This is a genomic window from Moraxella sp. I5G (assembly GCF_055193055.1).
In genome coordinates this window covers 65,883-88,441 of the sequence record NZ_JBUXLH010000011.1, presented here as the reverse complement: position 1 = coordinate 88,441, position 22,559 = coordinate 65,883, and the positions used below count along the sequence as shown (strand labels likewise).

Here is a 22,559-nt window from a genome sequence, read left to right as displayed (position 1 = left end):
TCTAAGAATCGAATAAAAATAACTTATTAATTCTTATTTCTTTCTTGTATACTGTCTAATTTTACACGTTTTGAAAAAATTCAATTGTTAAGTTTTGATAATCGATAATAGCGATAGACAAGTCTTGTTTTATTATTTTTTACACCCATTTTTATCTAAATTTCTCTTAATATACGTTATGATCAACTCATCAGCGATTAAAAAGCCTTTAGATAAGACCACTCATCTTTTCCAAATTTTACAAAATTTACCTAATCTGCCTGGCGTTTATCAAATGCTGGATAAATCTGGCGAGATTTTGTATATAGGTAAAGCTAAATCCTTAAAACATAGAGTTTCTAGTTATTTTTCAAAAACAATTACGCATCCAAAAACCAAAGCTCTAGTAACTCGCATTTGGGATATTCAAACTATTATTGCACACAGTGAATCTGAAGCATTATTACTTGAACAGAATCTGATTAAAGAACATAGACCACCCTATAATATACTTTTGAGAGATGATAAGTCTTATCTATATCTTTTTATTTCTATTGATAATTTTCCAAAAATTGGTATTAGTCGTGGCAAATCCAATCACCGTCAGAATCGATTTTTTGGACCTTATCCATCGGCAGCTAATGCAAAAGAAGCACAAGTTTTATTACAAAAACTATTTATGTTGAGAAATTGTACAAATCGCACATTTCAAACCAGCAAAAAACCCTGTTTGGAGTATCAAATCAAACGTTGTTCAGCGCCTTGTGCGGGATTAATTGATAAAAAAAAATATGAACAAGATGTTCAAAATGCTTTAGCATTTTTACGAGGCGATACTAAAAATTTGCAAAAAACATTGACTCAAAAAATGCATGAAGCTTCTCAAAATATGAATTTTGAGCAAGCAATATTTTATCGTGATCGTTTAGGCGTATTATCAGAAATTACCTCAACCCAAGCTGTACATCGCTTGGAAGGCGAAGCCGATGTATTTTTTATGATGGAACAAATGGGGATTTTGGCAGTCCATGTTTTAACCATACGTCAAGGGAAGGTTTTGGGTGGAAAAACTTATTTTTTAGATGATAATGATATAGAAGGTGAAAATCCATTTGAAAGATTTTTATTGTCTTTTTATTTTCAGATAAGTCAAGATTTACCCAAAGAAATCATTGTCAGTCAAGATTTACCCAATAAACAAACCATAATAGATGTATTCTATCAAAAATTTAATCAAAAAATAATCATTAAATCACAAGTACATACCTATCGAAAACAATGGCTTGAGATGGCTGAATTAAACGTTCGTAATGATTTAACAGGCAAACTATCTGATTATCAAGAATTGCAGCAGCGTTTTGATGAGCTGCAAAAAGTATTATTTGGTATTTGTGATAATTTTATTAACCGCATCGAATGTTTTGATATTAGTCATACCATGGGTGAACTTGCGGTGGGTTCTTGTGTGGTTTTTGATAGAATGGGCAAACAAAAGCGCCAATATCGCCAATATAACGTTATTGATGTAGGCGGTGATGATTATGCATCAATGCGGCAAATTTTAATTCGTCGTTATAAAAAACATTCATTGCCAGATTTACTCTTGATAGATGGTGGGCGCGGGCAATTAACGGCTGCCAAAGAGGCGCTACAAGAACTCGGTATTCTATCACAAACGTTGCTGATTGGTGTGGCAAAGGGTGAGGGACGAAAAGCGGGTTTGGAGGTTCTGCATTTTCTTAATCATGATGCAATTGATTTACCAAAAGATAATAAAGCTTTACATCTAATTATGCATATCAGGGATGAAGCACATCGGTTTGCCATTACCAATCATCGCAAAAAGCGAGATAAAGCTCGGGGATCATCCATTCTTGAGGTGATTCCCAATCTAGGAGCAAAACGTCGCCGTGAACTTTTAACACATTTTGGTGGCATAAGTCAGCTGCTTGGAGCATCACAGGCTGATATTGCCAAAGTTCATGGTATCAGCAAGACTTTGGCGCAAACAATTTATCATGCATTACATGGCGATTAATTATTTTGCAGACTGTTTTTACTGTCTAAAATCATTACCATCTTAGTAGTGTGTTTGGTAAATTTATCAAGCCAGCGTTGAGCGGTAATGAGTTCCAAAGCTGCCGCTGCATTTTCAGCTTGTGAAGCGCTTTGTTCTACAATAGAAAAACGTACACTATCTTTTTGAGCTTTTAAATCATCACCAAACGCCACAAAACTTTTGACAAAGGCGCTGTCAATACCATTAATTGGCAGTTCTGATAAGTAATGGGTAAGCTGTTGAAAATATACCATAGTTTCTGATAATGCATTGTTTTGTAAGTTATTTTTTAAAATATCGATAAAATTTACTGATGATAAATCCTCTCGAATCATGCGGCTATACACCACCAACCGCAGTAAATTACTTAATTGTTGTTGGTCATTTTTAGCTTGAGAAACGGGCATTTTTTCTAAATATTCATCAATTTTTGCCAAGGTATCATCTAAAATTTGACCATTAATCTCATTACTTAAAATCGTACCACGACTTGCCAAAATTATCTGTTCATAAATTTGGGATAAACTTTGACATAAAGCTCGTTTGGCACTATCAATCGCAACCGCTGGTAGTGAAAACAAACTGTCGTCCAAAAAGCGTGTTGTGGGGATTTCTTTTTCAGGAATAAGCCACTGCAAAACCTTCTGCATTTGTTTGGTAAATGGCATAAACAGCATTGCTCCAAGTAAGCTAAAAGCAGTATGAAATGCAGCAACTACGACCATATTATCCCATACTAAAAAGCGATGCTCTACCAACCAAAGTGTTGCTGGCATCAGAACAAAAAATACCACAATGGCTGTAATGACGTTAAACAACACATGGACAGCAGCCGTGCGCTTAGCACTGACGGTTGCACCAATAGCGGCTAAAATTGCAGTGGCAACTGTACCAATGTTTTGACCAATGACAAGAGCCAAAGCTTGTGGTAAATCAATAGCGTTACTGGCAAGCGCAGCAAGCGTTGCAGTAACGGCAGCGGTAGACGATTGCAGTAAAACCGTCATCACAAGTCCAACCATCACCAAAATTAGCTGTGTGCGTAGTGTATCATCAGACCACTGAGTCAAATCCACTTGCCCGGCAAAACCTGCCATGGCGTCTTGTAAAAAATCAATTCCAAGAAATAAAAGTCCAAAACCCGCCAAAGAAAGACCCAAAAGCCCCCAAAATTCTTTACCCAAAAGCTTGAGCATTGCTCCAATCCCAATCATTGGTAAAGCAAAAGCAGTAATAGAAAATTTTAATCCTAAAAAGGCTACCATCCAACCTGTGCTGGTTGTACCAATATTGGCGCCAATAATAATACCGATTGCCTGTACAAAACTTAATACACCCGCACTGACAAACCCAATAGTTGCCAAAGTGGTTGCGGTGGATGATTGTACAATCATGGTAAAACTAATGCCAAAAAACATTGCTTTGATGGGCGAGCCTGTAAAGCGCCCTAACCATTGTCTTAAACTATCGCCTGCCATTGCCTTTAGGCTGTCCGTCATCAAAGACATGCCAAGCAAAAATAAACCAATTCCACCAGTAAGATGCGTAAGTACCATTAACATAACAATAAATTATTTATCATCAATTTATATAGGAAAACGTTCATAATAGCTTTAGCTGAGAGCTTTGACAAGCAGCTTTAGATAATTGGCGGGTTATCTGGACTGTTTATATAAAAAGTTGTTTACATACTGAAGGGAAAAAAGACAGGCAGATTGTTTAATTGATGTTATTCATTAAGTCATCAATCTAAAAAAAGCCAAATTTAATAATTTGGCTTTTGATTTTTATTTTCCAGTTAATTGCCCTGCAATCCAGCGCTTAATGGGTGGCAGGTGATTGCTAAGATGTAAGGCGGCACTACGAACAATTTTCATTGGTTTTTTATCATTGGTAAACAGTGTAACCATTGCATTAGTACCGTGATACAAAACTCGAGTATGTGCTTGATGGCGACGATTGTAAGTTTTTAACAATGAAGTTGAACCAATATCTTTGCCTTGCTTATCAGCGTTTAAAATCAAATTTGCCAAAATATCAGCACTCATAAGCCCTAAATTAAATCCATGTGCAGTAACAGGATGCATGCCTACAGCACTATCACCAATCAAGGCTGTGCGTTTGGTAACAAAAGTCTTAGCATGAACTCCCATGAGTGGGTAATGGTGGACACTACTAACAACAGTGATTTTTCCTAAGCGTCCATCCATCATATTTTCTACTTCTTGGGCAAGAGCTTCTGGACTTAATGACAACAACGCATCACTTTGAGTATTATCTAAAGTAATCACACAGTTAGTAAGATTATCTGTCAAAGGCAATAGCGCTAAGGTGCGATTATATAAGAAACATTCTTGAGCGGTGGCTTCGTTGGATAACGGATGACTGACTCGAAACACAATAACCGTACGTCCAAAATCATTCATATCCGCCCCAATACCCATTTCACGACGTACAAATGAAAAACGACTGTCTGCCCCAATAAGTAGCTGTGCTGTTAGAATGGTATCATCAGATAAAGTTATGGTTGCTTGCATATCAGAAGTATGCAACTGTTTAATGGTTACATCGGTTTTAATGGTTACGTTTGGCAGGTCTTTAACTTCATCATATAAAGCCTGACGGATGTTGTGATTGGAAATTAAATTACCCAATCTGTCAATGGATGTAAAAAATGATAAATCTTTGGGTACTTTAAAATGCAAAGCATAATTAAAATCACCATTATAAACTTTAGCATCTTTTAATTTGAAAATTTCGTTTTCATCAAAACGTTGCCAAGCCCCCAAATTTTGTAAAATTTCTTTGGAATGATGGGTTAAGGCAATTTCTCGCCCGTCATAAGCAGCTTTTTCAATGGTGGATAATGGTGCTTTTTCTAAAATGGTAATGGTTAGATCACTATTTTTGAAATAACGAGCAAAAGCAAGACCTGCAGGGCCTGCACCAACGACAACAATATCACTTTTCATCACATTGTTATTTTGAGTAGTCATCATCATCACCTATATGTGTGTTTGTGGAACGCTATGAGCAGTGATTTCGCTTTTGATGGCATCTTTTAGCCAGCCTCTAAGGTTTTCAGAAATTTCACTCATTTGTTCGCTTAAAAAATCATCAAGTTGGCTGGATAGTTTTTTATAAAGGCGCGTTTCTAATTCTGCCAACTGTTCTGGGCTTAAATAAGATAATTGGTTATTATGAGAGGGTGAGGACTCATCTTTTGGGTTCTTGACATCTGCCACTTCAAAAATTGATGCATCAATATTTTGTGATGCTTGAAGGTTATCATCATAGATATGTAATAAGTTTTGAATGACTTGGTCAAAATTTTGATGGGTGAAAGCAAAATTTTTAGCAGGCGTGTCTGCGCTTAACATATTACGAATGTCATTTAGTTCTTGATAAAAAGCTTGTTTGGCAGCAACGGGGGCGGATAGCCAGTTTTTATTAAAATTAAGAGAGTAGGTAAGTTCACTCATGATGGTTCCTTTATTTTTTTAATGAAAGCATTAAATTAATGGATATTTAAGGCGTTTTAGCATTTGGGTTGTAACTCTTGGCAGCGTCTGAATACACGATTTCAAAGGACCGCTGTTTATTAGGGTTAATAAAAATAGCAGCAATGCCTTGTTGATTTGCGAGCATTTGTGCATCATCATAAGGTAGCGCTGATAAAGCTGTTGCCCAACCATCTGCTAATGCAACACTTTGTGCGATGACACTGACTGATGCCGTTCCATTTTGTATGGGCCGACCTGTTAAAGGGCTAATGGTATGACTGTAATTAATGCCATCTAATTGTAACATATTACGGTAATTTCCCGATGTAGCAATGTGTAAAGCCTGACCAGTTTTCTGGCTGATGGTGGTGGCAATTTGCCGATTGCTGACGGTGCTGTCTATAATGGGCGCATCTATAGCAATCGTCCAGGTTTTACCTTGTTGATTGAGCCCAAGTGTGGCTACTTCACCACCAATCTCTACCATATAATTTTCAATATGATATTTGTTTTTTAACACATCAGCAACCACATCAACCCCATAACCTTTGGCAATTGCTGAAAAATCAAGTCCTACCCCGTCAGTCGTTTTGGATAAATGGTGTTCGTTTAATAATACTTTATCCAATCCAACTTTTTGTTTGGCTTGTTGGATATCATCTGCTGTTGGCGGACTTTGTAATTTATCAACGCTAATTTTACTACCAAAGCCCCAAAGCTCAACCAAAGGATAAACAGTTGGATCAAAAACATATCCAGATTTTTGGTAAATTGTGCGGCTATCATTCAGTACTTTACCAAAATCAGCATCAATTTGAATACTCTCACCTGCTTTTAATGTGTTGAATTTAGAAATCGTACTGTCTTTATCATAAGTAGACATCGATTTATTGATTTGCAAAAGACGCTCATCAATGCTGGCTTGTATTGACTTTACATCACTATTTTTGGGTGCTTTATAGGTGATATGATAGCTGGTTCCCATGGTTTTGCCACTAATGCTTTGGTAGTCACTAGATTCACCACAAGCACTAAGAAGCATGCAAATTGCGCCAATAAAATAAATTTTTTGCATAAAAAAATCAACATAAAAATTAATCGTCATTGTAGCATTTTTAGAAATGCTTGAGAATGTAGGAAAATAATTGTTATCTTAAATTTAAAATTTTTTTTAAAAAAATACTTGACAGTAGATTTTTTAACTAATATAATACGCCCACCTTAACAAAGGGGCTATAGCTCAGTTGGTAGAGCACTTGCATGGCATGCAAGGGGTCAGCGGTTCGACTCCGCTTAGCTCCACCAAACTTGTTAAGTTAATAGAATATAAGCACCTAGGCAATTTCTTATATTCTTTATCTAACCTTTAGATATATTTATTGCGTCCCATTCGTCTAGAGGCCTAGGACATCGCCCTTTCACGGCGGTAACAGGGGTTCGAATCCCCTATGGGATGCCACTTTTTCATCAAAAACCTCAAGTCTAAACTTGGGGTTTTTGTTTTATCCATCAAAAATTCTTGTGTATAATTTGTGATAAAATTGCACATAAGTTATCCTAGTTATTTTAATCTATGGCAGATTTTAAAACCCATTTTAGTGTTGCTGCTGTTGCTAGCGTGGTAGTATCTGGTTTGGGATTTTTTGCAAAATTATACGGTGTGGGTACGGCAGTTTTTGCAGTGATGGTGGGAACAATTGGCGGATTATTACCCGATATTGATTTGCGCAGTTCTCATCCAGCTAAAAAAGGTTTCTATTTTGCATCGTTATTTTTAGCGACATTTTTTTCAGTACTTTACGCATCAAATGATAAGACCCAAGAGGGAGCAATGTATGCCATGTTGCTTTGGGTGTTTGTATTTGGGATATTTCGTTTTGGAGTATTTGAACTATTTAGCCGCATTACTGTCCATCGAGGCATGGTGCATTCTGTACCATACATGGCGGTTTTTGGGCTGATTTTGGTGTACGTTGTCCATTATGGTTTATCTTTATCAGCTTATACTAGTTGGATTTTAGGACTATTTTTATTTTTTGGTAGTTTGGTACATTTAATCTTAGATGAAATGTATAGCGTTAATATTTGGAATTTTAAACTTAAAAAATCAGCAGGAACAGCGTTTAAATTTTTTGAAAGCGATAAACCGATTCAATATGCCATACTTTATACATTGCTTGGGCTGTTATGGATTTTTGCTCCCAGTTTTTATGATATTTGGTCAATATTAAAACAAACTACAATCGGTTTTATCAATTAAAAAATGAAAATAATTTTATTTTACTTTGTGATGACAAAATTTTATCAAAATGCTAAAATAAAAATAACATATTTTGTAACAAATTGAGGAACCATTGAAGATTTATCCTTGTTATCAGCGCACACTTGCCAAAAAAATCACGGCAACAGGCATTGGGCTGCATAGTGGTAAAAAAGTTACTTTAACTTTAGCGCCTGCACCCTTGGGAACGGGTGTGGTTTTTGTGCGCACGGATTTAAATAACGCTCGTATTCCAATGTCGGCGGAACTGGTGCAAGATACTTTGATGTCATCCAACTTAGTGGCAGGTGAGGCTAAAGTTGGCACGGTTGAACATTTATTGTCAGCAGTGGCAGCGTTTGGTATTGATAATTTATATATTGAAGTGGATGCACCAGAGATTCCTATTATGGATGGTTCAGCAGCGCCTTTTTTATTTTTGTTGGATGAGGCTGGAATTGCAATTCAGGATAAATTAAAAGAATTTATCTGTATTCAAAAACCAATCCGCGTATCCGATGGTGATAAATGGGCAGAATTAAGCCCTTATGAACACGGCTTTTTGATGGATTTTGAGATTGATTTTAACCACGATGCTATTAAGGCTACCGATCAAAAAACCACATTAGACTTTAATACTGCCAATTTTGCTCGCGAAGTCGGTCAGGCTCGTACCTTTGGATTTTTAAAGGATCTAGAAGAATTACATAAGCACAATCTAGCATTAGGCGGCAGTTTGGATAATGCAGTAGTACTTGACGAACATTCGGTTGTAAATGAAGGTGGTCTGCGTTACCACAATGAGTTTGTACGTCATAAAATGCTAGATGCAGTGGGCGATTTATACGTTATTGGCAAGGCGATTTTAGGTAAATTCTCAGCATATAAATCAGGTCATGCGCTTAATAATGCATTAATTCGCAAAGTACTTGCTGACCAAGACAACTATAAAATTGTAACATTTTATGACAAAGAATCTTGTCCAATTGTCTATAATTTGGGCAAAAATTCCTAATTATCAGTGAGTTATATTTGTTTTAGTGCAATATTTGCGTGATAAATGGGTAATAAACTACCAATTCAATGTTTTTCGTAGCAACATAATAAAAGCCAATCTCATTTGTTGATTGGCTTTTGTGTTATGGGTTTTATTAGAATTTATGATAAATAGATGACTAAAATAATTTATTATAGCAATATTTATTAACATAAATTTACATAATAATCAATTCAACCATCTTTTTTTTAAAAACAACTTTTGTAAATAACACGTGTACTAAAAAACCATAAGTTATATTTAGTTACAGATGACATTGCCTACTGACTGTGCTATAGTAACCATGTGTTACGCCATCTATTAGTTTAATCTAAGGTTTTTATTTATTTAAAATCCTTGGATTGCTTAGGATGACTTCCATATCAGTAATCTGACAAAAGCGCGTAGATGTTTGTAGGGCTGCTAGACATGCCAGTTTTACGTTGCGCAAATGATTAACAGCGGTAAAGGTTGGTAGGGTGAGTGTTATTTTGTTTGTGGTCATGTTTGTAACCCGGCAAGATAAAGCCATTTGCGGGCCAATGATAGGGATAAGTAGAGGTTGTGCCTCCTTGCTAAGTTGTTGATAATAATTAAATTGTTCTAATAATGTTTTTGGTAAACAAAAACCAGCTGCAGATAGCTTTTCAGTGGTATCAGCAAGATGATTGGGGCGTTTGATTTTGGGTTGTAAAACCTTTTGAGTGTTGTCTGGATGGATTATTGGGCTTTTCATCAAAAATTCCTTATTATTATGTTCTATTAGAAGGTAAAATGGGGTTGATTTGTAAAGAATATATTTTCAAATCAAAATAATGTATGAATGGCATCCTAGATTTGTATGGAGACAAATGTAGTGGAAGTGTTAAAAATTTGACACAAATTACTTGGCTAGTTTAGCACACATTGAACACAATTGGATTGTTCCTTGCATGGATTTTGTGTGTAAACTAAAATCAACAAATCAAACATCATTAGCCTATCAGTTATCATAACTTGAATGGCTTGTAGGTTAATGATGCGAGGCTTTTTTATGAAAAAAATATTTTGGCTAGCATCAGCTTTAGGTATCAGTGTAACTGCAGCGCACGCTCAAACTGGTTCAATCAAAATTGAATCTGCATCGGGCAGAACTATTTATATTACCAATGCCCCAAAAGATGACACCAAAGTGATGAGTGGCAGTCAGCTTGATGCTGAAATTGATGACTTGATGGCATCTAATAATAGTCGTAGCAGTTTTAGTGGTGTATCAAGTGGCACCAGTGAGTATGAATTTTTAACTGCTACTTATGGCAATGCTAATTCAAATTACTCACAAAGTAACTACTCTCAAACCTATCAAGCCTATCAAAGTTACAGTCAAAATAATTCTATGATCGGTGCGCTAAATGGTGAATCTGCCCCAGCCATCGCTGCTCGTGCCGCCAGTCGCGCTGCTCACGGTAGAAGCACTAAACGTTGTGCATTATACGTTCGTAAGGCTTTGCAATCCGCAGGTTATAAATTTACACCTCAGCCATCTGCTTATCAATACGCTCATGGTACTTTAGCGGGAGCAGGTTTTACACGTATCAGTAGTGACAACTACATGCCACAAATTGGTGATGTTGTGGTATTTAATCGTACCTCAAAAAACCCACATGGTCATATTCAAATTTATGATGGCACTCAATGGGTTTCGGATTTTCGTCAAGGCGTGGGCAAATTCAGTCCATACGCTCAGCATAACGGCTATAGTGTTTGGCGTGATTTGCGTTATACAAACGCATCAAGCAGCAGTCGTGGCACATATCTTGCTATGAATGAGCAGTAGCCTAATTTTTTTTCGATAGAGGTGAATTAATCACCTCTTTTTTTATTGGGCAAAAGCGGATTTGATTGTTAAGGAAAATTTATGAAAAAGCGCGCATTGATAGCTTTATTGGTAAGTGTAGCTATGTTTGGTTGCAAGGAAAATGCTTCTGAAAATCAAAAAATCACTCAATCTGCACCAGATTTGCAGCCTAATCATACAGCCACTCACTTAGAAACCACAGCAAGCCACCAGCAAACCAACCAAACAAATGATCGTCAAAATAAAATTAATTTAGTAACCAATGCCATCATCAAAGGTGAAATTACGCCTTTTGCTACTGCTGCTTTACAAGAAAAAATTGCTCAAGCTAGTAAAATCGCAGAAGACATTGATGAGCTTGGTTGCGATTTTCAAGAACGAGTTTATGTTGGCGATGACTCGCAAGATGGCGTTCGAATTGCTGAGAATGTGAAAGTTAATTTTATTAATGATTATACAGTACAGGCAACTTACGACCAAAGATTTCAGGATATGAACGATATTCCTGTTCAAAAAATCACTGTAGATGTTGAACTTAGCTGTGTTTCAAATGGCTGTTATATTGAAGACATGAATAATATTAAAAAAGATGCTCAGACAATTATTAATACCCACGACTGTCCATAAGCTAGCCAAAGATAGGTATTAAAATTTTAATAACAACAACCATCCATTTTCTAAAGTCTATCCAAATAAACCGGTTACCGAAAACCTCACGCCATCAAGTATGGAGGAGTTCGAGGCAATGCTTCCCTTGGCCTTCATGAACGACTTTACCGTATCAAATAACCCTTTCCAAAAAATAAATTACCCAATCCCATACTTAAAAACCTCAACGCCCTACTTCTAAAATCAAATCCCCCATATTTTTCCCTATTCTTATTGCCACTTTACTTTTCAGACGACCCCTTTATCCAAACTCCGTTATAATGACGGCTTTAAAATTAATTCATTCCCAAGACGGTCTTATCATGAAACACATCCACATTATCGGTATCGGCGGCACATTTATGGGCGGCGTAGCGGCTATTGCCAAAGAAGCAGGTTTTAAAGTCAGCGGTTGCGACGCGAAGATGTATCCGCCGATGAGCACCCAGCTTGAAGCCTTAGGTATAGGCGTACACGAAGGTTTTGATGCCGCTCAATTAGACGAATTTAAAGCCGATATTTACGTTATCGGCAATGTTGCCAAACGCGGCATGGATGTGGTTGAAGCGATTTTAAACCGCGGCCTGCCTTATATTTCCGGCCCACAATGGCTTGCTGAAAACGTATTACACCAACACTGGGTACTCGGCGTAGCCGGAACACACGGCAAAACGACTACCGCCTCTATGCTGGCATGGGTCTTGGAATATGCCGGACTCGCGCCAGGCTTCCTCATCGGCGGCGTACCGGAAAACTTCAGCGTTTCCGCCCGCCTGCCGCAAACGCCGCGCCAAGATCCTAATTCAAAATCCCCATTCTTCGTTATCGAAGCCGACGAATACGACACTGCCTTTTTTGATAAACGCTCCAAATTCGTGCATTACCGCCCGCGTACCGCCATTTTGAACAATCTGGAATTCGACCACGCCGACATCTTCGCCGATTTGGGCACGATACAGACCCAGTTCCACCACCTCGTACGCACCGTGCCGTCTGAAGGCTTAATCGTCTGCAACGGACAACAACAAAGCCTGCAAGATACTTTGGACAAAGGCTGCTGGACGCCGGTGGAAAAATTCGGCACCGAACACGGCTGGCAGGTCGGCGGAGTCAATGCCGACGGCTCGTTTGACGTGTTACTTGACGGCAAAAAAGCCGGACATGTCGCATGGGATTTGATGGGCGGACACAACCGCATGAACGCGCTCGCCGTCATCGCCGCCGCACGTCATGCCGGAGTCGATATTCAGACCGCCTGCGAAGCCTTGAGCGCGTTTAAAAACGTCAAACGCCGCATGGAAATCAAAGGCACGGTGAATGGCATCACCGTTTACGACGACTTCGCCCACCATCCGACCGCCATCGAAACCACCATCGAAGGCCTGCGCCAACGCGTCGGAAACGCCCGCATCCTCGCCGTCCTCGAGCCGCGTTCCAACACCATGAAACTCGGCACAATGAAAGCCGCCCTGCCCGCAAGCTTAAACGATGCAGACCAAGTATTCTGCTACGCCGGCGGTGTGGACTGGGACGTTGCCGAGGCACTCGCGCCTTTGGGCGGCAAGCTGCACGTCCGCAAAGACTTCGATACCTTTGTTGCTGAAATTGTGAAAAATGCCGAAGCAGGCGATCATATTTTGGTGATGAGCAACGGCGGTTTCGGCGGGATACACGGGAAGCTGCTGGAAGCCTTGAAATAAGGTTGGTTGAAAGTTTTGAATGATTGAGGTCGTCTGAAACCATTTCAGACGACCTTTTTTCTTCCTAGCTATCCATATTTAACCGCAACCGCCGCATTTGCCGCAGCCGCTGCTGCAGTCGCGTTTTTTCGGTTTGAATACGAATTTTCGCAAGAGGAAGAATACGCAGGCGAGCATAATCAAGCCGACGATAATATATTGAGTCATGACGATAGTATCCTTGAAGAAATTTGGTAAACCACGAATGCGGCAAAATAAGCCATCAGGAACAAATAGCCGGTAATCATCACCATATTTTTTGTGGATTTGATTTCGCGTTTAATCACAGTCAATGTCGCGGCGCACATGGGGGCGTACACATACCAAGCCAAGAAGGCGAAGGCGGTCGGCAGGCCCCAGTTGTTGTGCACAATCGGAATCAGCGCGTTTTGTACCGCGTCTTCAGACGACGCGCTGACGGCATAGACCGTACCCAGCGCGGCAACGACGACTTCACGCGCGGCGATGCCCGGAATCATGGCGATACACATTTCCCAAGTGAAGCCCAGCGGGGCGAACAATGGTTGGATAGCGTGGCCGAGCATACCCGCGAGGCTGTAATCGATTGCTGCGCCTGTTGCACCTGCGGGCGGTTGCGGCCAGCTGACCAAGCCCCACAAAACTACGGCAAGGGCGAAGATAATCGTACCGGCGCGTTTGAGGAAGGCTTTTACCCTGTCCCACAGGCTGGTCATGATGTGTTTGAAGTTGGGTGTGCGGAAAGTCGGCAGCTCCATCAAGAGCGGGAATTGCTGCACGTTGCCTTTCATACGCGCCAAGCGTTTCATGATATACGCTGCCAAGGCGGCAGACAGGATGCCTGCGAGATAGAGGATGAACAGCGTTAGTCCTTGCAGGTTGAAAATCCCGCCTACGGTGCGATTAGGAATGACGGCGGCGATAATCAGCGCGTAAACGGGCAGCCGCGCAGAGCAGGTCAGCAGCGGGGCGACGGCGATGGTAACGAGGCGTTCGCGCGGGTCATTAATCGTACGCGCCGACATAACGGCGGGAACGGCGCAGGCGAAACTCGACAGAAGCGGGATAAACGAGCGTCCCGACAGACCGCTTTTTGCCATGAGGTTGTCCAACAAAAACGCCGCGCGCGGCAGGTAGCCTGAGTCTTCCAAAAGCAGGATGAAGGCGAACAGGATCGTAATCTGCGGCAGGAACACCAACACGCTGCCCAAACCGGCAAGTACGCCGTTGACGAGCAAATCGCTGAGGATGCCCGGCTCCATGTTGGCAGCCACCCATTCGCCCAGCCAGCCGAAACCGCCCTCGATGGCTTCCATAATCGGCGCCGCCCAAGTGTAAACCGCTTGGAACACCATAAACAGGATGAACAGCAGCATAATCATGCCCCAGACGGGGTGCAGCACGATGTCGTCGAGTTTTTTGTGCCATGCGGGCAGCGTCATCTGCGTGCGCACTACTTGTGCCAAAATCGATTCGACTTCTTGATAAAGCTTGTCGCTATCCAGCGCATCGAGCGTGCGTTCGGCAGAAGCGGGATTGGCGGGGAAAGAGCGTTTGCGCGGCAGCTTCGCCACGGCTTTGCGCACTGCCTGTACGCCCGACGCGCTCACTGCAACTGTTTCCAAAACAGGTGCATCCAACAACTCGCTCAGTTTGGCGGCATCGATATTCAAGCCCCTTTTGCGGGCGACGTCGCTCAAATTCAGCGACACCACCATAGGCAGTCCCAGCGTTTTCAGTTCCAAAATCATGCGCAGGGTCATACGCAGGTTGGTCGCGTCGGCAACGGCAATAATGGCATCGGGCGGAATGCCCATCTTGCCCACCATTACATCTTTTGCCACTGCTTCGTCGGGGCTGGTCGTGCGCAGGCTGTATGTGCCCGGCAGGTCGATAATGCGGACTGCCTCGTCGTCGAGGAAGGCACCCTCGCGCTTATCGACCGTTACGCCCGGATAATTGGCAACCTTGGCATGTGAGCCGGTCAAACCGTTGAACAAAACGGTTTTGCCGCAGTTTGGCGCGCCGATCAGGGCGAAATAGCTTAGTTCCATTATTTTTCCTTATCCTTTCAGACGGACTCAAACGGCTTCAATAACACGACATATAATCTTCCCGGCCTCTTCCAACCGCAGGGAAAATTGGGATTGATTGCCCAAGCGTACTGCAAACGGTCCTCTTCCAAAACCACCCACGGCAATCACCTGTAACGGCATTCCGCTGGAAAAACCCAAATCCGCAAGGCGACGGGTTACCAAGGTATCCAAATCACCAAAAACAGGGTTGGGAGCAATGGAATCAATATGTACGACTGTGCCTTTTTTAAGGCGCGACAAAGGAATAGTAGACATAAGCCTCTCCTTTCATTTGTTTTAAAATCAGATTATTGAAAAAAACGTGAGAAGTGTAACAAATGTGCGGCACATTTGAAAGATTGGTTATGAGTGGCTATTTGCCCCTTCTTTCGATAAGTGCGGTTTGTTTTAAGTATTGTTACCTTCTTTGCTAATGATAATAAATCTTATTAATGTAAAAATCAAGGGGCTGACGTAGATTAGCAGTTATACTAGGCTAAGAAAATGCAGATAACCAATTGTAAATTAAGCAAGAGAGTTCAAAAGAAACTACTTGAATTTTTGTACTCCAAGTTACCGCCCGTTCTGCCGCCGATATTTTGGGCATTCAGCCCAACTCCGCTATTCTGTTCTACCGTAAAATCCGCACAGTTATCAACTATCATCTAGCCTTGGCTGCCGATGAGGTTTTTGAGGGCCCTGTCGAGTTGGACGAAAGCTATTGCGGCGGACGGCGTAAAGGCAGACGCGGTCGCGGTGCGGCAGGGAAAGTTGTGTTGTCTTCGGCATTCTGAAACGCAACGGACGGGTCTATACCGTTGTCGTAGATCATGCCAAGTCCGATACTTTGATGCCTGTTATCAAACAGAAAATCATGCCGGACAGCATTGTTTACACGGATAGCCTGAGCAGCTATGACAAGCCGGGCGTAAGCGGTTTTATCCATTACCGCATCAACCATTCCAAGGAATTTGCCTACCGTCGGAACCACATTAACGGCATTGAGAATTTTTGGAATCAGGCAAAGTGTGTCTTACGCAAATACAACGGAATCGATCGCAAATCCTTCCCGCTGTTCTTGAAAGAATGCGAATTTCGGTTTAACTTCGGCACACCGTCCAGGCAGCTTAAAATCCTGCGGGAATGGTGTGGAATTTAGGGCTAACCTACGTCAGCCCCAAATTTTAAAGGGTTTGCCAATACGCTTTGTTATGAAAATCAGGCGGATTGGCATAGCAATTTGCATAAAAAATAGGCATTTTATTCTGATATAAAATCACCGTTGGGTTTAGTTTTGTGATTATGGCAGTTTTATGACTATCTAAACAAACGTGATAAGCATAAAAATCATCCACGATAGCACTATTTTTTATTAACCAAATGTCAATATCGTTAGAGTCTGCCCATCTGGGCGGCAGACTATTTGGTGTGCGATAATCATCAAAATGATAAAGATTGTACCGACCATCTAATGCAACATTGCTTTCAAAATAGGCATCTTGTTCATTATATTCTATAAAACATTCCAAACAATTTTCTTGCCACAAAAAATCTGCTCGTTTATGTTGGGTAATAGTATCTAAATGATTGTCTGGAATTTTTTCTATAAAATAACTTAAAATCAGATGATTTTTATCGTTGGTGTATGATAAAAAATCAGCATAAACAACGATTTTGGGCGCAGTAACGGCAACATCAGAAAATGTCATTAAATAAAACACCTGTTGCCAAATATTATGTTTTGATGAACCAGCTTTATCAAAAACTTGCTGATGAGTTTTATATAAATTTTGTTCAATAGCTGGCGGTAATAATGCTGTCATTATTTAACTTATGATTGATTTAATCTAAATAATTCATCAAAATCCAAAACGGCTTAAGTTGGATAATTTATCATTAGCTTCTGGGTTTTTCTTAAATAGTAGCACCATACGACCGATACGATGAACGGCTTGACTTTCAGTAGCCTCAGCAAGCGCCTGAGCAATCTCTTTTCTTTCTTCGCTTGTACCCGCAGGAATTTTTACTTTAATTAGTTCATGGTCAGTTAAAGCTCGAGCTGTTTCTTCAATTACAGATGGCGTGAGTCCACTTGCACCAACAATAATAATTGGGTTTAATTCATGACCTATGCCGCGTAAGGTTTTGATAAGTTCTTGTTTGGGTTTTTTATTACTCATAACTATTCTCGAAATAAAACCGCCTTATTATAACAGAAATTTTCCCTATTTTTTGTAGATAGTGGTAAACTAAGCGGTTAATTTATAAATTTGCAAATTTGATTTACGATTTATGGCAACACGCATCACCAACAAAAAATTTTCCAAATCTAGCCGTGCTTGGATGAAAGAACATATTGATGATTTTTATGTACAAAAAGCTCAAAAAGATGGCTATCGAGCAAGGGCAGCGTATAAACTTTTAGAGATTAATGATAAAACTAAACTCATCAAACAAGGTATGACTGTGGTGGATTTGGGGGCGGCTCCTGGCAGCTGGTCGCAGGTGGCTGGTAAACTGGTTGGCGATTCAGGCACGTTGATTGCGTCAGATATTTTGCCAATGGACACGCTGGAAAATGTAACGTTTATTCAAGGGGATTTTCGCGAAGAAGCGGTGTTTGATACAATCATGAATGAAGTTGGCGGTCGTAAAGTTGATGTGGTGTTATCTGATATGGCGCCAAACACTTCAGGAATGCCTGCGGTAGACCAGCCACGCATGATGTATTTGTGTGAACTTGCAGTCGATTTTGCCCTTAAAGTTTTACCAGATGGCGGCGCACTGATTATGAAAGTCTTTCAGGGCGAAGGTTCTCAAGAATTGCGTGCTGATATGCAAAAAAAATTTAGTAAAATAAAAAGTATAAAACCGGCTGCATCGCGTCCACGTTCTAAAGAAATGTTTTGGGTGGCGATAAAATAATTGTAAGTTTATAAAGCAAAAACTTTACTTGATTTTGCGGTGAAAATCCTTATATTAACAGCTGATTGGGCTTAAATTTTTTGCCATTTGATACGGCAATCAATAAAACCTAGCACCTACAGGAATAATTTGTGAAAGATATGGCAAAAAACGTTTTTTTATGGTTGGTGGTCATCGCTGTGGTGGTCGCGATATTTGGTAATTTAGACCGCACGTCAAACAAAGCAGACTCGCTCAATTATTCGGCGTTTGTGGCAGCGGTTGCAGAAGGTCAAATTAAAAAGATTGAAATTGATGGACAAGAAATTACAGGTACTAAGGCAAATGGTGCTAGTTTTGAAACCGTACGTCCTGCAATTACTGATAATGAACTGATGCCACTTTTGCGCAAACATAATGTTGAAATACAAGGAGCAATGCCCGAACGTCAAAGTGTTGGTACTCAGCTCTTCATTGCCGCTTTTCCAATTTTATTGATTATCGGACTATTTTGGCTATTCACTCGCGGAATGAGTGGTGGTAATTCAGGTGTGGGTGGTCGCAATCCAATGAGTTTTGGTAAATCTAAAGCTAAAATGCTTTCTGAAGACCAAATTAAAGTTACTTTTGCTGATGTGGCAGGCTGTGAAGAGTCCAAACAAGAAGTTGTGGAAGTAGTGGATTTTTTAAAAGACCCTGAAAAATTCACCAAACTGGGTGCAACCATTCCACGCGGTGTTTTAATGGTTGGTCCTCCAGGTACGGGTAAAACATTGCTTGCTAAAGCGATTGCTGGTGAAGCTAAAGTACCATTTTTTAGCATTTCTGGTTCTGATTTTGTGGAAATGTTTGTAGGCGTTGGTGCAAGTCGCGTTCGTGATATGTTTGAACAAGCCAAAAAGAACGCTCCTTGTATTATTTTTATTGATGAGATTGACGCAGTAGGGCGCCATCGTGGTAGTGGCATGGGGGGTGGTCATGATGAACGTGAACAAACCTTAAACCAATTACTTGTAGAGATGGATGGTTTTGAAGGCAATGATGGCGTGATTGTGATTGCCGCAACCAACCGTGTTGATGTATTGGATAAGGCATTACTAAGACCGGGGCGTTTTGACCGCCAGGTAAGCGTTGGTTTGCCAGACATTAAAGGTCGTGAGCAAATTTTAAACGTACATTTGAAAAAATTACCTCAAACTATTGGCGTTGATGTTAATGCCTTAGCTCGCGGAACTCCTGGATTTAGTGGCGCTCAGTTGGCAAACTTAGTCAATGAGGCGGCTCTTTTTGCAGCTCGTCGCAACAAAACCAGTGTGGACATGAATGACTTTGAAGATGCTAAAGATAAGCTATTTATGGGACCTGAGCGTAAATCTATGGTGTTAAGTGAAAAAGAACGCCGCGCCACTGCCTATCATGAAGCAGGTCATGCCTTGGTTGCGCAATTATTGCCTGAGACTGACCCTGTTCATAAAGTTACTATTATGCCACGAGGCTGGGCGCTTGGAGTAACCTGGCAACTTCCCGAACAAGATGTTGTGAGTAGCTATAAAGATAAAATGCTGAACGATTTGGCAATTTTATTTGGCGGACGCATTGCTGAAGAAATTTTTATTCATCGTCAATCTACAGGCGCATCAAATGACTTTGAACGCGCTACCAAAATGGCTCGTGCTATGGTAACTAAATATGGTATGAGTGATAGAATGGGGGTGATGGTTTATGAAGATGAAGAAAGTGGTGGTTATTTTGGTGGTGCAACACGCACTATTTCTGAGCAAACTCAAAGACAAGTGGATGAAGAGATTCGCCGCATTTTAGATGAGCAATATCAAGTTGCTTATCGTTTGATTGATGAAAATCATGACAAAATGCATGCAATGGTTGAGGCCTTGATGAAGTGGGAGACCATTGACCGAGAGCAGTTCTTGCAAATTATGGCAGGGGAAGAGCCAAGAGAACCTAAGGAATATCAGCACGAAGTTCCCGAAGTTAATCGTGTGATTTTGACCAAAACCGATGATGAACTGCCGCCGCCTTTGCCAACCGCATAAGGACGATTGTTGCAAAATACCGTTTATCTTGATAAGCGGTATTTTTTTATGGATAAAAAATAAGCTAAAAAAGTAAAATGGATAAGTTACCTATTTTGTAGGATAAAATGCCTTGAGTTGCGGGGGGTGCTGTTTATAATATGTGGACATTTTGTAATGTTTTGTTGTAAATAAACCCAAGGATTTTTTAATGAAAAAACTATGTTTTATATTGGCGCTGTTTGCCCCAATCAGTGCAGTGGCAGGCGTGTATATTCAAGGTAATGCCGGTTCTTCAGAACTGTATATGAAGCACCAAACTGGAAATTATCGATCAGGTTCGCAAGTTTCTTATGGCGTAACTATTGGCGCAACAACGGGCGAAAATGGACGTGTTGCCATTGATTATACCAATTTTGCTGAAGAAAAAGGAACAGAAATTGAAAAAGGTTTGATTTTTGATACGAACAGTGAAAGTAAGTTTAAGGCAAGGTCAGTGGGCATATCTTATATCTATGATTTTAAGGGCACAAGTGCAATTACGCCATATGTAGGTGCAAGAGTGGGTTTTACTCAATTGGACTTAAAGGCACAAGCTGAAAGTAAAAATAAATTGTTGGGCAGTTATCAAGAAAGCGTACACGCAAGAGACACACTACTTGGTGTAGGTGGAATTTTAGGTGTGCAGTATCAAATCGCCCAAAAAGTTGCTCTGGATTTGGCAACCGAATATAATTATTTTGGAAAAAGTGAAATATTTGGTGATGCAGAATTTGATCAAGTTGGTATTAAGGCAGGTATGCGTGCTGATTTTTAATGGGTTAATATAAAATTTAAAGGCGGAAAGCCGCCTTTTGATTTACCTGCACTGGCTTATTAGTAATTCAGGACGATACTCAAAATGGGGCGCGTCATAACTTGCCCATTTTCCGCCCCAAATAAAACCGTGCTTTTCAAAGATTTTAACAACTTGCAGAAAATCCGAATCGGCAAGTAGCGATAATGGATAAGGACAAACCTTGTCTTCTGTGGTACAACCATCCCATCGCCAATACTTGTGTTGAGCTTTAGGTAGATGAAAATCCACCGCCACCCCAAAGCTGTGGCTGCTTAAACGATTGGTACCTGCAATGGTTCGCCAATTAAAAGAACCTAAGGATTTGGCAACATATTTGGTTAATTTTGGGTTTTGGGCAATTTCATCACCAACCTTTTGCAACTGAAGGCTGGCATTATTTTGCTGATTAAAACGAATTTTAATGTTGCCAGGTTTCCAATAAACATTAACTAAATTGTTCTGTACTTGAGTTTTTGTATTGCCGTACAGTGCCTTAAAAAATTTGTCATTACGCAGTCTGCCAGCGTCTTGATATTGTTTAGGTGGCGTAAAATCTAAAGAATAACGCTGTGACAACTGGTCGGCAACACTGGCATTTTTGAGTCTTTGAGTAAAGGGCTGATTAGAAACCTCGCCAACAGCAAGTGATGAGCCGTCTTTAAAATAAATGGTGCCATTTTTTACGGATGTAATGTTGGGATAAGCGTGAGTTAAGCAGTCAGCAACATCCGCAACAGCACAATGAATACTAAAAATCCCAAGTATTACAATTCCAAATTTCAACATAAACGTTACCTAAAGAATAATTAAAATAACTTGCAATCTACAAAGATTTTTAATAGCATGACTTTTTTTGGTTTTATCATCTCTATATTATGGCAAATTTTATCCAAACACAATATAAACGCAGTAAAAAAATTATTAACATGGGAGGAACGCTAATTGGCGGTTTTCGGGTGGTGCAAAAATTAGGAGCATTAAAGAATGAACCACCGCGAGACAAATTGTCACCTTATGTGCAAACCTTTTGCCGCAAAATGGCAAAATCTTTTGGTGTTGAGGTGGTGCAAGTAGAACCTGTGCCACAAACGCATGGACTTTGGGTATCAAATCACGTATCGTGGTTGGATATCCCTGTAGTGGGCAGCGTTGCGCCTGTGTTTTTTTTGTCTAAAGCAGAGATTGGTGAATGGCCAATTTTTGGACGACTTGCCAAAGCAGGTGGAACGTTATTTATTCAGCGCGGTTCAGGTGATACAGGCAGCGTTTCTGACCAAATGGCAAAATTTTTAAAAGCAGGCTCATCGGTGGTTTTCTTTCCCGAAGCAACCACGACTGATGGTAAAAAAATTAAAAAAATTTATGGCAAGCTTTTGCAAGCATCGATGGATACAGGGCTGCCAATTTGTCCAATGGTGATTGCTTATGTTAATCAGGATGGCACATTATCTGATGAAGCAGCCTATTATGGCAATAGAACGATGTTAGATAGCATTAAAAAAGTTGCTGATACCGATGGAATTACCGCTTATGTTTTGCCATTATCGCCAATTTATCCTGAAAATAAAACACGTAACGAACTGACAGAAATTTTACAACATGTTTTACAAGAAGGCTTGGATTCTTTGCATAAAAAAGTATTGAAAAATTCATAATATATTGATATTTT

The 22,559-nt window shown here is 40.3% G+C and carries 21 protein-coding genes, 2 tRNA genes and 1 pseudogene; 13 read left to right on the top strand and 11 right to left on the bottom strand.

Annotation, left to right across the window (positions count from 1 at the left end; all coding sequences use genetic code 11):
- The first annotated feature begins 178 nt into the window (after window positions 1-178).
- Window positions 179-2,017 (top strand): excinuclease ABC subunit UvrC, encoded by a 1,839-nt coding sequence (uvrC, locus tag ACZBKJ_RS07350; RefSeq protein ID WP_463200339.1) that lies wholly within the window; start codon window positions 179-181, stop codon window positions 2,015-2,017.
- Here the strand turns inward: uvrC and ACZBKJ_RS07345 are convergent.
- From ACZBKJ_RS07345 to ACZBKJ_RS07330, 4 genes are all read right to left on the bottom strand, one after another.
- Window positions 2,014-3,600 carry a Na/Pi cotransporter family protein gene (locus ACZBKJ_RS07345; RefSeq protein ID WP_463200338.1) on the bottom strand — a complete coding sequence of 529 codons (1,587 nt, stop codon included), beginning with the start codon at window positions 3,598-3,600 and terminating at the stop codon, window positions 2,014-2,016. The two genes, uvrC and ACZBKJ_RS07345, sit on opposite strands and share 4 nt — an antisense overlap.
- Window positions 3,601-3,825: 225 nt before the next feature.
- Window positions 3,826-5,034: a 5-demethoxyubiquinol-8 5-hydroxylase UbiM gene (gene ubiM, locus ACZBKJ_RS07340; protein WP_463200337.1), complete on the bottom strand. Its 1,209-nt coding sequence runs from the start codon at window positions 5,032-5,034 to the stop codon at window positions 3,826-3,828.
- A gap of 9 nt (window positions 5,035-5,043) precedes the next feature.
- Window positions 5,044-5,520 carry a hypothetical protein gene (locus tag ACZBKJ_RS07335; protein ID WP_463200336.1) on the bottom strand — a complete coding sequence of 159 codons (477 nt, stop codon included), beginning with the start codon at window positions 5,518-5,520 and terminating at the stop codon, window positions 5,044-5,046.
- 46 nt (window positions 5,521-5,566) lie between these two features.
- Window positions 5,567-6,616 carry an FAD:protein FMN transferase gene (locus tag ACZBKJ_RS07330; RefSeq protein ID WP_463200335.1) on the bottom strand — a complete coding sequence of 350 codons (1,050 nt, stop codon included), beginning with the start codon at window positions 6,614-6,616 and terminating at the stop codon, window positions 5,567-5,569.
- A gap of 154 nt (window positions 6,617-6,770) precedes the next feature.
- Between ACZBKJ_RS07330 and ACZBKJ_RS07325 the strand changes: the two genes are divergently transcribed.
- The 4 genes from ACZBKJ_RS07325 (at window position 6,771) to lpxC (ending at window position 8,816) form a co-directional block, all read left to right on the top strand.
- Window positions 6,771-6,846, top strand: a tRNA-Ala gene (locus ACZBKJ_RS07325).
- Between the two features lie 78 nt (window positions 6,847-6,924).
- Window positions 6,925-7,000: transfer RNA gene (locus ACZBKJ_RS07320), tRNA-Glu, on the top strand.
- 114 nt (window positions 7,001-7,114) lie between these two features.
- The gene (locus tag ACZBKJ_RS07315) at window positions 7,115-7,801 is read left to right on the top strand and encodes a metal-dependent hydrolase (protein WP_463200334.1); all 687 of its coding nucleotides are present in this window, start codon (window positions 7,115-7,117) and stop codon (window positions 7,799-7,801) included.
- Between the two features lie 100 nt (window positions 7,802-7,901).
- Window positions 7,902-8,816: a UDP-3-O-acyl-N-acetylglucosamine deacetylase gene (lpxC, locus tag ACZBKJ_RS07310; protein ID WP_463200343.1), complete on the top strand. Its 915-nt coding sequence runs from the start codon at window positions 7,902-7,904 to the stop codon at window positions 8,814-8,816.
- Window positions 8,817-9,177: 361 nt separating this feature from the next.
- On the opposite strand, the gene ACZBKJ_RS07305 is transcribed toward lpxC, so the two are convergent.
- On the bottom strand, window positions 9,178-9,573 hold the full coding sequence (locus tag ACZBKJ_RS07305) for a hypothetical protein (RefSeq protein WP_463200333.1): 396 nt from the start codon (window positions 9,571-9,573) through the stop codon (window positions 9,178-9,180).
- A 297-nt stretch (window positions 9,574-9,870) separates the two neighbouring features.
- Between ACZBKJ_RS07305 and ACZBKJ_RS07300 the strand changes: the two genes are divergently transcribed.
- The 3 genes from ACZBKJ_RS07300 to mpl all read left to right on the top strand — a co-directional run bounded on the left by ACZBKJ_RS07300 (window position 9,871) and on the right by mpl (window position 13,022).
- The gene (locus tag ACZBKJ_RS07300; RefSeq protein WP_463200332.1) at window positions 9,871-10,653 is read left to right on the top strand and encodes a CHAP domain-containing protein; all 783 of its coding nucleotides are present in this window, start codon (window positions 9,871-9,873) and stop codon (window positions 10,651-10,653) included.
- 81 nt (window positions 10,654-10,734) lie between these two features.
- Window positions 10,735-11,301, top strand: coding sequence for a hypothetical protein (locus tag ACZBKJ_RS07295; protein ID WP_463200330.1), 567 nt, complete (start codon window positions 10,735-10,737; stop codon window positions 11,299-11,301).
- Between the two features lie 344 nt (window positions 11,302-11,645).
- The gene (gene mpl / locus ACZBKJ_RS07290; protein WP_463200329.1) at window positions 11,646-13,022 is read left to right on the top strand and encodes a UDP-N-acetylmuramate:L-alanyl-gamma-D-glutamyl-meso-diaminopimelate ligase; all 1,377 of its coding nucleotides are present in this window, start codon (window positions 11,646-11,648) and stop codon (window positions 13,020-13,022) included.
- A 78-nt stretch (window positions 13,023-13,100) separates the two neighbouring features.
- Here the strand turns inward: mpl and ACZBKJ_RS07285 are convergent, their stop codons facing one another.
- From ACZBKJ_RS07285 to ACZBKJ_RS07275, 3 genes are read right to left on the bottom strand one after another with little or no spacing between them, the layout of a single operon-like run.
- Window positions 13,101-13,229 (bottom strand): FeoB-associated Cys-rich membrane protein, encoded by a 129-nt coding sequence (locus ACZBKJ_RS07285; protein ID WP_003683546.1) that lies wholly within the window; start codon window positions 13,227-13,229, stop codon window positions 13,101-13,103.
- Window positions 13,226-15,094 (bottom strand): ferrous iron transporter B, encoded by a 1,869-nt coding sequence (gene feoB, locus ACZBKJ_RS07280; protein WP_463200328.1) that lies wholly within the window; start codon window positions 15,092-15,094, stop codon window positions 13,226-13,228. Before feoB ends, ACZBKJ_RS07285 begins: the two co-directional genes overlap by 4 nt.
- A gap of 27 nt (window positions 15,095-15,121) precedes the next feature.
- Window positions 15,122-15,391: a FeoA family protein gene (locus ACZBKJ_RS07275; RefSeq protein WP_463200326.1), complete on the bottom strand. Its 270-nt coding sequence runs from the start codon at window positions 15,389-15,391 to the stop codon at window positions 15,122-15,124.
- A 228-nt stretch (window positions 15,392-15,619) separates the two neighbouring features.
- On the opposite strand from ACZBKJ_RS07275, the pseudogene ACZBKJ_RS07270 reads away from it, so the two are divergent.
- Window positions 15,620-16,274: pseudogene (locus ACZBKJ_RS07270) on the top strand (IS1595 family transposase).
- A gap of 25 nt (window positions 16,275-16,299) precedes the next feature.
- Here the strand turns inward: ACZBKJ_RS07270 and ACZBKJ_RS07265 are convergent.
- Together ACZBKJ_RS07265 and ACZBKJ_RS07260 are read right to left on the bottom strand one after the other, a co-directional pair.
- On the bottom strand, window positions 16,300-16,938 hold the full coding sequence (locus ACZBKJ_RS07265; protein WP_463200325.1) for a DOMON domain-containing protein: 639 nt from the start codon (window positions 16,936-16,938) through the stop codon (window positions 16,300-16,302).
- 36 nt (window positions 16,939-16,974) lie between these two features.
- The gene (locus ACZBKJ_RS07260) at window positions 16,975-17,295 is read right to left on the bottom strand and encodes a YhbY family RNA-binding protein (RefSeq protein WP_463200323.1); all 321 of its coding nucleotides are present in this window, start codon (window positions 17,293-17,295) and stop codon (window positions 16,975-16,977) included.
- Between the two features lie 112 nt (window positions 17,296-17,407).
- On the opposite strand from ACZBKJ_RS07260, the gene rlmE reads away from it, so the two are divergent.
- The 3 genes from rlmE (at window position 17,408) to ACZBKJ_RS07245 (ending at window position 20,869) form a co-directional block, all read left to right on the top strand.
- Complete coding sequence (gene rlmE, locus ACZBKJ_RS07255; protein ID WP_463200322.1) at window positions 17,408-18,040, top strand: 23S rRNA (uridine(2552)-2'-O)-methyltransferase RlmE; 633 nt, start codon at window positions 17,408-17,410, stop codon at window positions 18,038-18,040.
- 131 nt (window positions 18,041-18,171) lie between these two features.
- The gene (ftsH, locus tag ACZBKJ_RS07250) at window positions 18,172-20,073 is read left to right on the top strand and encodes an ATP-dependent zinc metalloprotease FtsH (protein WP_463200320.1); all 1,902 of its coding nucleotides are present in this window, start codon (window positions 18,172-18,174) and stop codon (window positions 20,071-20,073) included.
- A gap of 190 nt (window positions 20,074-20,263) precedes the next feature.
- Complete coding sequence (locus ACZBKJ_RS07245) at window positions 20,264-20,869, top strand: opacity family porin (RefSeq protein WP_463200319.1); 606 nt, start codon at window positions 20,264-20,266, stop codon at window positions 20,867-20,869.
- Between the two features lie 42 nt (window positions 20,870-20,911).
- On the opposite strand, the gene ACZBKJ_RS07240 is transcribed toward ACZBKJ_RS07245, so the two are convergent.
- Window positions 20,912-21,676, bottom strand: coding sequence for a M15 family metallopeptidase (locus ACZBKJ_RS07240; RefSeq protein WP_463200318.1), 765 nt, complete (start codon window positions 21,674-21,676; stop codon window positions 20,912-20,914).
- An 89-nt stretch (window positions 21,677-21,765) separates the two neighbouring features.
- On the opposite strand from ACZBKJ_RS07240, the gene ACZBKJ_RS07235 reads away from it, so the two are divergent.
- Window positions 21,766-22,545, top strand: coding sequence for a lysophospholipid acyltransferase family protein (locus ACZBKJ_RS07235; protein WP_463200317.1), 780 nt, complete (start codon window positions 21,766-21,768; stop codon window positions 22,543-22,545).
- Window positions 22,546-22,559: the final 14 nt, after the last annotated feature.